At 60.7% G+C, this 10,718-nt stretch carries 7 protein-coding genes and 1 tRNA gene; 5 read left to right on the top strand and 3 right to left on the bottom strand.

The features are described 5' to 3' along the window. Together AB5164_RS04145 and AB5164_RS04150 are read right to left on the bottom strand one after the other, a co-directional pair. Positions 1–912 (bottom strand): glycerol dehydrogenase (locus AB5164_RS04145; protein WP_368147830.1); only part of this gene is annotated, 912 nt, incomplete at its 3' end. A gap of 83 nt (positions 913–995) precedes the next feature. After that, positions 996–2,219, bottom strand: coding sequence for an iron-containing alcohol dehydrogenase (locus AB5164_RS04150; protein ID WP_035136916.1), 1,224 nt, complete (start codon positions 2,217–2,219; stop codon positions 996–998). Between the two features lie 500 nt (positions 2,220–2,719). Here AB5164_RS04150 and AB5164_RS04155 point away from each other — a divergent pair, with 500 nt between their 5' ends. The 4 genes from AB5164_RS04155 to AB5164_RS04170 all read left to right on the top strand — a co-directional run bounded on the left by AB5164_RS04155 (position 2,720) and on the right by AB5164_RS04170 (position 7,239). Further along, a complete protein-coding gene (locus AB5164_RS04155; RefSeq protein ID WP_368143205.1) occupies positions 2,720–3,796 on the top strand; it encodes a hypothetical protein in 1,077 nt (358 codons plus the stop codon). Next, a complete protein-coding gene (locus tag AB5164_RS04160; RefSeq protein WP_368143204.1) occupies positions 3,796–4,839 on the top strand; it encodes a hypothetical protein in 1,044 nt (347 codons plus the stop codon). The genes AB5164_RS04155 and AB5164_RS04160 overlap by 1 nt, the downstream gene beginning before the upstream one ends. Positions 4,840–4,884: 45 nt before the next feature. Continuing rightward, positions 4,885–7,062, top strand: a complete 2,178-nt coding sequence (locus AB5164_RS04165; RefSeq protein WP_368143203.1) for a MurT ligase domain-containing protein — start codon at positions 4,885–4,887, stop codon at positions 7,060–7,062. 100 nt (positions 7,063–7,162) lie between these two features. Further along, positions 7,163–7,239 (top strand) — tRNA-Glu (locus AB5164_RS04170). A gap of 634 nt (positions 7,240–7,873) precedes the next feature. On the opposite strand, the gene AB5164_RS04175 is transcribed toward AB5164_RS04170, so the two are convergent. Further along, positions 7,874–9,961, bottom strand: a complete 2,088-nt coding sequence (locus AB5164_RS04175) for a glutamine synthetase III family protein (protein ID WP_368143202.1) — start codon at positions 9,959–9,961, stop codon at positions 7,874–7,876. A 426-nt stretch (positions 9,962–10,387) separates the two neighbouring features. On the opposite strand from AB5164_RS04175, the gene AB5164_RS04180 reads away from it, so the two are divergent. Beyond that, positions 10,388–10,718 (top strand): methylenetetrahydrofolate reductase (locus tag AB5164_RS04180; RefSeq protein WP_368147831.1); only part of this gene is annotated, 331 nt, incomplete at its 3' end.

Below are 10,718 nucleotides of genomic sequence, written 5' to 3' on the forward strand. Positions count from 1 at the left end.
GCCCAGCTCAATGCAGAAGCCCAAGACTTCCTCGAGCTTCTCGGTCGGGGCATCCTCGAGTACCAGTTGGACGATGGTGCCAAAGGCGACCTTCTCGCCGTGATACATGCCGTGGCACTCGGGCAGCATCGTCAGGCCATTGTGGATGGCATGAGCAGCAGCAAGGCCCGAGCTCTCAAAGCCAATACCGGAGAGCAGCGTGTTGGCCTCGATGATGTGCTCGACGGCAGGCGTCAGCGCGCCCTTCTCCAGTGCAACCTTGGCCTTGACGCCATCGGCCATAAGCGTCTCGTAGCAGAGCTTGGCGAGCGCCAGGCCGGCCATGCCGCCCTTGCCGCCAGCGCAGGTGCCGCCGTCGGCATCATGCGTCGCCTGGGCCTCAAAGTAGGTTGCGAGCGCATCGCCCATACCGGAAACCGTCAGGCGCACCGGGCTCGCCGCGATAACCGTCGTATCCATAAGGACGATATTGGGGTTTGCCTTCAGGAAGAGGTACTTGTCGAACTGGCCGTCATCGGTATAGAGCACCGAAAGCGCCGAACACGGGGCATCGGTCGAAGCAATGGTGGGACAAATGATAACCGGGGACTCCAGGTAATAGGCGACGGCCTTCGCGGTGTCGAGGATCTTGCCGCCACCGACGCCGACGATGATGTCGCAACCGTTGTCGCGAGCGAGCGCAACCAGGCGATCGACCTCGCCCTTGGAGCACTCGCCGTTAAAGTCCTCAAACAGCAGCTCGGCCTTGGCCTCGGCAAAACCGCCCTCAATCTTGGCACCGACGCGCTTCTTGCCCGAAGGCGTCACGATGACGAGGGCCTTAGCACCGAGCGGCTCGACATAGGAACCGAGCTTGGCCAGCTCGTCCGGACTCTGGATGTACTTGCTGGGGCTATTGAAAATTGAAGCCATAACTATCCCATTCTCTAAAATAAAAAAGAAAGGGGCTCCGTACAGATACGTGCGGAGCCCCTCGTTACGATAACAAGAGTCGATTAGAAATCGATGTCGGTGTCGTAGTAGCAGGCCTTGAGGATCTTCTCAAAGTCGGCAGCCTTGGTCTCACGCGGGTTCTCGGGCGTGCAGGCGTCCTGCTCGGCGTTCGCGGCGATCTCGGGCAGCTTGGCGAGGAACTCCTCCTCGGAAACCATCTGCGGGTTCTCGGCGTCGACCTTCACGCCACCATTCGCGTAATCCTTGATGGACTGCGGAATGTTGAGCTGATCGTTGAGGTCGCGAATCTTCTGGACGAGCGCGGCGATGAGCTCCTCGTTGGTCTCGCCGGGAAGGTGCAGAATCTCCTTGGCCACGTAAGCGTAACGCTCGGCAGCACGGGGATCCTTGGAGTTCCACTGGATGACCTTGCCCAGGTACATAGCGTTAGCAGCACCGTGGATGATGTGGCCGTTCTCGAAGGCAGCACCGGTCTTGTGAGCCATGGAGTGAACGATGCCGAGCAGGCCCGAGGAGAAGGCGATACCGGCGATGCACTGAGCCTCGTGCATGTGCTGACGGGCCTCATGGTCGCCAGCATAGGACTTGGGCAGCCACTCGACGATCTCGCGGATGCCGTGCAGAGCGTTGGCGTCGGTGAACATGGAAGCGCAGGTGGAAACGTAAGCCTCCATGCAGTGGGTCAGAGCGTCCATGCCGGTATGAGCGCACAGCTTGGCGGGCATGGTGTAGGTGAGCTCGGGGTCGACGATGGCGACATCAGGGGTGATGTTGAAGTCGGCCAGCGGGTACTTGATGCCCTTGGCGTAGTCGGTAATGACGGAGAAGGCAGTGACCTCGGTAGCGGTACCGGAGGTAGAGGAGATGGCGCAGAAGTGAGCCTTCTGACGCAGCTCAGGGAAGCTGAACGGCTGGATGATGTTATCGAAGGACTCCTCGGGATACTCGTAGAAGACCCACATGGCCTTAGCGGCATCGATGGGCGAGCCGCCGCCGATGGCGATAATCCAGTCGGGCTCGAACTCGCGCATGGCCTCGGCGCCCTTCATGACCGTCTCGATGGACGGATCGGACTCGACGCCCTCGAACAGCTTGACCTCGAAGCCGCCCTCTTTGAGGTCGGCCTCGACGTCCTGCAGGAACCCGCCGCGGCGCATAGAGCTGCCGCCAGAAACGATGATGGCCTTCTTGCCCTTGAGGTTCTTCACCTCGTGGCGAGCGCCCTCACCAAAGTACAGATCGCGAGGATTGGTAAAACGTCCCATACTGTGCCTCCTAAACAAGCCCCTCTTAGACTTGCGTATATAACGGAGCACCCGATTGGCTCCGTTAGGACCGTTTTGCGCGTTGTCGGCGATGACAATGCGCGATGTCTAAACGTCTCAACGCTCAGACAAACACTATTTTACCGTTCTGGTTGGTCAGTTATTCACCTAAAGCCAACAATGATGAAACGTTTTTTCTATCCCTGAAGACCCTTGTGCGGTATCCATACTCCCAAGCTGGGCAAACGTTTTATCAAGGTTGACCACATATCCCGGGCAGGACTGTGCCCCTCCAAAATGCGCCCCGTTCGCCGCCAAAAATCGACCGTTTGCGGCACCGTGATACCACTCAGTCGTCCAAGGTGCCGACATTTGTGCGACATCCGTCTTCGTGGTGCAAAGGTGCATGTCCAAGTGCGGCACCCCCGGTGTGCCACATGCGGGTAAACTAGAACTTTATATAGAGACATTTGAACCCTAACCGCAGCAAAGGAGGCCCCATGGCATTCGATCCCATTCAAGAGGATTGCCATCGCCTCGTTCTTGAGGCCTTGCGCCGCGACAATATCCCGCTCACCGATGGTGCCGCCGTAGAGCGTCTGATGGAACAATTCACCCGCAACCCCGCGCCGCTCATCGTGCACGACCGCGACCGCGCCGGGCATCTCATTGCCAAGGTGGTCGAAGCTGTCGACTACCGCATTCCCTTTATCCCTGACGATACTCAGGCAGAACAAGAAGAGGCCGCTGCCGAGAACATGCTTCGCGAGGCGGCCGAGCTCGATCCGACCAACTGGGACGCTCAGCGCATGCTGACCGCCCTCACCGCCAACTCCAACGAGGAGTACGTACAGTACCTGGTATCCAAGCGCGATGAAGTCGAGCACGACCTGGCGCTCAAGATTGCCTCGGCGCAGGACCCCTACGAGCGTGAGGCCGCAGGCGACCTGACCCGCCGCCCCTACCTGCGCTGGCTTGCCGCCCTTGCGTCGCGCGCCCTCATTAGCGGCCGCTATCGCATGTCGCTCGAAGCCGCAAACCGCAGCCTGGACTTTGCACCCAACGACCCCGCCGGCGTCCGCCATACTGCGATGCTTGCCATGGCAAAGCTCGAATACCCTGCCGAGGAGCTCAAACGCTTTCGCTCTGCCCACTCCGTGCCCTATCTTGCCAACACGCCGCTGCGCCGTCGTCCCAAGGACGCGGAGCGCGACTTGGACCCGTGGACGCTCATCGCGCTGATGAGCGCTGCCTGGCGCGAGCTGGACTACGAGGGTGCCGAGCGCTACTTGCGCATCCTTGCACGCTCGTGCCCGCACGCAGCCGAGGCGCTCTACTTCCAAACCGAGTTTCCCGATGGCGTCTATGCCCGCGTCAACGTGGGTGTGGGCTCCACCGACGAGCTTGTCCTTGCGCTATCCGAGGCAACGCCGGTACTGCAGGAGGGCCTGGGCGCCCCCGACAACGCCAGCTTTGCCGCCTGGGTCGCCACCAACGATATCGTGCGTTCCCAGATCGACGAGCGCATCCTGCGGGCGGCCGAGCAGGGCTTGCCGTTTAAGGGAGGAGACCTCTAATGGATCCGAGCGTCTACATCCCCGCCTACCTGGAGCGCGCCTACGTTGCGTCGCACCCCGAACTCACCGATGCAGCACGCGAGCTTGTCCATAACGACGTGAGCGTCAACCCTCATAAGTATGCGCAGTCCGAGCATGCCCAAGCGCTGCTGTCCTATGCCGGTGTTCATCGCCACCTGCTCGACGAGCTCCATCGCATCGAGGACATGGGCAGCGACGAGGAGTTTGAGCAGACGCGCAACCGCCTGTTCGACGATATGCGTGATGAACTGCTCAAGATCGTCCGCGTCGATGCGCATGTCCTCGATGCCCAGCTGCTCGCCATCATCCTGGCCGACATGCCCGTTGACGCCTGCCTGGGCGACCTGATGAAGCTCGAGGCGACCACGGCCGATTACCTGCAGCAAAGCGTGCCCGGGTTCGACATGGAAGCCCCGCACTACTGGGCCAACAAAGTGCTGACAGACAGCGTGACGGCGGCCGATCTCACCGTGAGCGAGCCGGCTCTTATCGGGTGGCTTCATACGCTCGAGGCCATCTCGCAGCTGTGCATGGCGAGCGCCCGCTACCGCGCTGCCGCCAACTACGCCCGCCGCGTCCTTAAGGCAGAAGGCTATCCCACCCGAGCCGCAGGCACCGTGTTGCTCGCCCTCGCTCGTCTGGAAGATCAGGACGGCTTTTTTGCCCTAGCCCACCAGCTCGAGGAAGAGATCGGGGCAGACGCACTCGAGAACTCTCCTTGGTATCTGCTCGCCCGCACGATTCTGCTGTTCAAAACGAACAAGATGCGCCCGGCGACACGCGCGCTGCGCGAGTTTGCTAACCGCTGCGAGGGCGGCGCGTTCTTCTTGCTGAACCCCATGTACCAGACGCCGTACCTTCCCTGCCGGCCCGAGCCACGCGATCCCTGGGATCTTTCGCACCAGGCCGTTTGGGAAGCGGACGGCATTATCTCGGATACCCCCGACTTTGCCCCCTGGGCCAATGCCTGCGAAGACGTATCGCAGCTTGCCCAGGAATTTGCGCGCCGCTACGGCTTTTAGCGACGCGATCGCCCCGACCATGTCATCTATGTTAGGAACGGCTTCATGAACTTCCGCTCATCTCTTGCCTGCACCTCGAGCGATATCGCTCGCTGGGGACTGCGCTCTGTCCTCAAACGCCAGGGTGGCGTGCTTCCCGGCCGCATCGCCATGAAAATCGACCCCGAGCTGCTAAGCGACCTCGCGAGCCTGGTCGACCGCAGCGTGGTGATCACCGGCACTAATGGCAAGACCACCACCTCCAACCTCATCGCCGATGCCGTTGCTGCCAGCGGTGCTACCGTGGTGTGCAACCGTGCCGGCAACAATATGGAACCTGGTGTGGTGGGTGCTCTGCTCGAGGCCCGCGGCGGCCTTAGGCACACCAGCAGCGGCAAGCGCGTGGGCGTTTTTGAGTGTGACGAGCTCTACACCGTACGCGTTCTGCCCAAGCTCAAGCCGACGTACTTTGTGCTGCTCAACCTGTTCCGCGACCAGCTAGACCGCTACGGCGAGATCGACCATACCCAAGACGTCATCGCCCATGCGCTGGAGCTCTCTCCGACGACAACGCTCATCTACAACGCCGACGACCCGTTGTGCGCCTCGATTGCCGCGCGCGTTCCCAACGCGAGCATTGCCTTTGGCATCGACGGCGCCACCAACACCGAGTCCGACCGTATTAGCGACTCACGTTTTTGCTCACAGTGCAACGCGCCGCTGGAGTATGACTACGTGCAATACGGCCAGCTCGGCGCCTACCATTGCCCCTCGTGCGGCTGGGCCCGCCCTGCGCTTGTCCGTCGCGTGACGGGCGTGGAGCTCGGCTGCGACGGCTATGGTTTTGACCTGGTGTTTGGATCTGATTCCAGCGCGCCAGCCGCACACATCGTCACGCGTTACAACGGCCTGTACATGGTCTACAACGTTGCCGCTGCATTCTTTGCCGCACATGAGTTAGGCGTGGATACGGCGCACCTGCAGCCCACGCTCGATGCCTACGTCCCCGCCGGCGGACGCATGGGCCGCTGGGATATCGCCGGCCGCACCGTCGAGGCCAACCTGGCTAAGAATCCCGTAGGCTTTGATCGACAAATCCAGTCCATCAAGACGGCAGGCGGCAGACTCTGCGCTTTCTTCCTCAACGACAACGACGCCGACGGACACGATGTATCGTGGATCTACGACGTCGACTTTGAGCGCATCGCCGACACGCCGGGTCTTGTCGCCTTTGCCGGAGGCACGCGCGCGCACGACATGCAGGTGCGCCTCAAGTACGCCGGCATCGATGCCGCGATTATCTCGGACGTCGCGCAGGCAATTGGCGCCGTGGCAGACGAGGCCGCCGATGACACCTTCTACGCCGTCGCCAACTACACGGCCTTCCCGCCGCTGGTCAAGGAGCTCGACGGGCTGAAAGGTTCCACCGCCGACGCTGTTGCCGGGCGCGCCGTAGCCCGTGCCGACGGCAGCGCTCTTCCTGTCGGCATCGCGCCAGTCGAGCTTTCGCGCCCGCTGCGCATCGTCTACCTGTATCCCGATGCCCTTAACCTCTACGGCGACGGCGGCAATGTCATCGCCCTCGAGCGCCGCTGCGCCTGGCGCGGCATTCCCGTGCGCGTGGACGAGGTCCGCATGGGCGAGGCGCTCGATCTCACCGATGCCGATATCGTCATGATGGGCGGCGGCTCCGACCGCGACCAACTGGCCGTGGCACACGAGTTGCTCGCTCAAAAAGACAAGGTCGCATCCTATGTTGAGGATGGCGGTTCGTTGCTCGCCATCTGCGGCAGCTATCAGCTGCTCGGCCGTTCGTACTATATGGGTGAGAATCGTATTGAGGGTCTGGGAGTCATTGCCGCCGAAACCGTACGCGGCTCCGACCGCCTGATCGGCAACGTAGCCGTCAAAACCAATCTGGCACCCGAGCCCTTTGTGGGATTCGAGAACCATGGAGGTCGCACCCTGCTCGATGCAGAGGCCACGCCACTCGGAACGTCCGTCGTCACGGGCACCGGCAACAACGGCGACGATGGCTTTGAGGGCCTGATCTACAAGGGCGTCATCGGCACGTACCTACACGGACCGGCACTGCCCAAGAACCCCGAGCTCGCCGACTGGCTGATCGCGCACGCCCTCGAGCGCCGCGGCGATGCGCAGGCCACAGCCCTGCTGCCGCTCACGCCCCTCGACGACACCTACGAACACGCCGCCCACGACGCCGCCATGAAGCTCCTCCCCTAGCACCTCACCACCACAAAGGGGACAGGCACCTTTGTGGTGGTTTTTCAGTTTGCCAACGATATGTGAACGGCTAAAAAAGTCTGCTATACTCTTTCCCGCTGTCCCCATCGTCTAGCGGCCAAGGACGCCACCCTTTCAAGGTGGATATCGCGGGTTCGAATCCCGCTGGGGGCACCATTTGAATTGAAGAGCCCGTTACCCTCGCGGTAGCGGGCTTTTTGCTACCCATGCGCCGGGATTCGAACCCGACAGGGTGCGGAGCTGAGGAAACGCGAAGCGTTTTCCAGCGCAGCACGCAAGGAGCGAAGCGACGCGGCGAAAGCGGGCGGCGTCAGCCGCACGCGGACATCCCGCTGGGGGCACCATTTGAAACGAGAAGCCCGTTACCCTCGCGGTAGCGGGCTTTTTGCTACCGAAACGCCGCGGTTCGAACCCGACAGGGTACGAATCCCGACATCATCGCAAGGCCTGTGGGCAAAAAATAGCAAATATGAGTACTGTTACCATTTTAGTAACAGAAATTTCATGCCTTCAGAAGGCGATTTAGCCGTCAGGCGTCCTACGGCGGAAAAATTGCAGACGTTTATCGGCTAAGTACTTGGACATATGTTGCGTAACACTACATATTTTGCAGATAAATAATGTTACAGGACTTGTGACAGTACTCATATTTGACGTTTTTTGCCCATAGCCCTTTATACCTAGGCAAATCGGCGGCAAAACGGGCTTCAAAGCGTCCTTCGCAATCAAAAGCCGGGGCCCACATGATGCGGACCCCGGCTCAATACCGTGACGATATGTCAGTTACGCCCTACACGTAGAACAGGATGTCGTCGTAGGTCGGGACCGGCCAGTAGTCGGCTGCCACGATCTCCTCCATGGCGTCCACGGCGGCACGCAGCGCATCCATAGCGGGAACGACCTCGTGCGCGTACACGTTGGCCTGCTCCTGGCCATCGAGGGCCTCAGCCTTCTGATGCACGGCGTCAAGCGCCTTGATGGAGTCGTTGATGGTGGTGATGCCGTTGCAGAGCTTGTTGAGCGTGTTCTGCTCGCACTGCATGGCGGCCTCAGCACCGGCGGCACGAATAGTCTCGAGGCCCTTAGCGACCTTGGTGGCGTAGGCGGTAATGACCGGGCGATAGGTACGACGCGCCTCGCGAACCATCGTGGTAGCCTCGATGTTCATGAGCTTGTTGTACTTCTCGAGCTTGCAGTCGTAACGGCACTGGGCCTCGGCCTTGGTCAGGACACCCGTCTCCTCAAAGAGCGCAATGGCCTTATCGGAAACAAAGGCGGGCAGGGCGTCGGCCGTGGTCTTGTTGTTGGCAAGGCCGCGCTTCTCGGCCTCGATGGGCCACTCGTCGGAGTAACCGTCGCCGGAGAACAGGATGCGCTGGTGATCGGTCAGCACCTTCTTGCAGTACTCGAGCGCGGCGTCCTGGAACTTATCCTCGGGCGTACCCTCGAGTGCGTCGGCGAAGGACTTGAGCGACTTGGCCACGGCGGCATCGAGCACCAGGTTGGAGTCGGAGACGTTCTGCTCGGAGCCGCAGGCACGGAACTCGAACTTGTTGCCGGTGAAGGCGAACGGGGAGGTGCGGTTGCGGTCGGTGTTGTCCTGCATCAGCTTGGGCAGGGTATCGGCGCCCAGGTCGAGCACGCCGCGCGTGGCATGGACGGAAGCCTTGCCATCGATGATCTTCTCGACGACCTCGGTAAGCTGGTCGCCCAGGAAGATGGACATAATCGCCGGAGGAGCCTCGTTGGCGCCCAGACGATGGTCGTTGCCGGCCGAGGCAACGGAGGCACGCAGGAGCTCCTGATAGTTATCGACGGCCTCGATCACCGCGGTGAGGAAGACGATGAACTGCAGGTTGTCGAGCGGAGTGTCGCCCGGATCGAGCAGATTCTCGGACTCGGTGCCAAGCGACCAGTTGTTGTGCTTGCCCGAACCGTTGATGCCCTCGAAGGGCTTCTCGTGCAGCAGGCAGACCAAGTCGTGACGGGAGGCGATGAGCTTCATCTTCTCCATCATGACCAGGTTCTGGTCGATGGCCTCGTTGACCTCGCCATAGACAGGGGCGAGCTCATGCTGGCAGGGAGCGACCTCGTTGTGCTTGGTCTTGGCGGGAATGCCAAGCGCCCACAGCTCATCGTCCAGGTCCTTCATATAGGCCGAGACGGTGGGGCGGATAGCGCCAAAGTAGTGCTCCTCGAGCTCCTGGCCCTTGCAGGGGGCAGCGCCAAAGAGGGTGCGGCCGGTGATGACCAGGTCCCTGCGCTTGCGGTAAGCGTCTTTCTTGATCAGGAAGTACTCCTGCTCATCGCCCACGGAAGGAACGACCTTCTTGGGGGTCTTACCAAACAGCGCCAAAACGCGCTTGGACTCACGCGAGAGCGCGGTCATGGAGCGCAGCAGCGGGGTCTTCTTGTCCAGGGCCTCGCCCGTGTAGGAGCAGAAAGCCGTGGGGATGCACAGGACATCGTCCTTAATGAAGGCGGGGCTGGTAGGATCCCAAGCGGTGTAGCCACGGGCCTCGAAGGTGGCGCGCAGGCCGCCGTTGGGGAAGCTGGAGGCGTCAGGCTCGCCCTGGATGAGGTTCTTGCCCGTAAACTTGGTAATGGCGGTGCCGTCGTGGTTGGGCTCGAGGAAGCTGTCGTGCTTCTCGGAAGTAATGCCCGAAAGCGGCTGGAACCAGTGCGCGTAGTGCGTCGCGCCCTTGGAGATGGCCCAGACCTTCATGGCGTGGGCAACGGCGTTGGCCACATCCAGGTCGAGCGGCTCACCGTCCTCGAGGGTTGCAGCAAGGCGCTTCCAAATGTCCTTGGGGAGGTAGTCCTTCATGACTTCCTCAGAGAACACCATGGTCCCGAAGCGGTCAGTAAGATCGGCCATACGGAACTCCCTTCGTATCGGCACCGCGTGAGAAGCGGTGTTGATTACTAACGAACGAGTCATAGCTTAGACTCGCCGTGTTTCCGCGACATTACCGTTATGTTGCTGTCGCGAAACCAATCAATGAGGTTACCGCATCACAGCGGCGCTGCCGCCCTTAATGGCCAATCAACTGTATAAATTGCAGACCTCTCCCCATAGTTTAAGGGTAGTCAATTTGGGATGGGGCTCTATTAACTGGTATTTCGTATAAGATACCAGTCTTTATAGCCCCATCCTAGATTGACCGCTCTGTTATAAGAAATGCCGATAGCAAAGCATTTTCGATTGGTATCCCCAAATAGCGAGTGAAACTCCACCGTAACACAGTGGTGCTGTAGAATCCTTACTACACATCACACTATTAAGTATCTAAAGGAGCACGATATGCGCGTCGACGAGGTTTTTAAGCAGGCAGCATCCCAGGGCACCGCACCCGTTTCGTTTGAGATGTTCCCGCCCAAGGGCGAGCTTACCCTCGACACGGCTCGCGAGGTGGCAGGCAATCTGTGTAAGCTTTCGCCGAGCTTTGTCTCGGTCACCTGCTCGGCCGGCGGCTCGGGTAACGGTGCCACCACCGCCCCCATCGCGCATATGATTTCGAGCGAATTCGATACGCCCTCGGTAGCGCATCTCACCTGCGTGGGCCGCACCCACGCCGACATCGCCGCCAAGATTGACGAGTATCGCACTGCCGGCGTGGAAAACGTGCTAGCCC

The sequence above is a fragment of the Collinsella aerofaciens genome, assembly GCF_040915425.1.
GTDB classification, from domain to species: domain Bacteria; phylum Actinomycetota; class Coriobacteriia; order Coriobacteriales; family Coriobacteriaceae; genus Collinsella; species Collinsella aerofaciens_BW.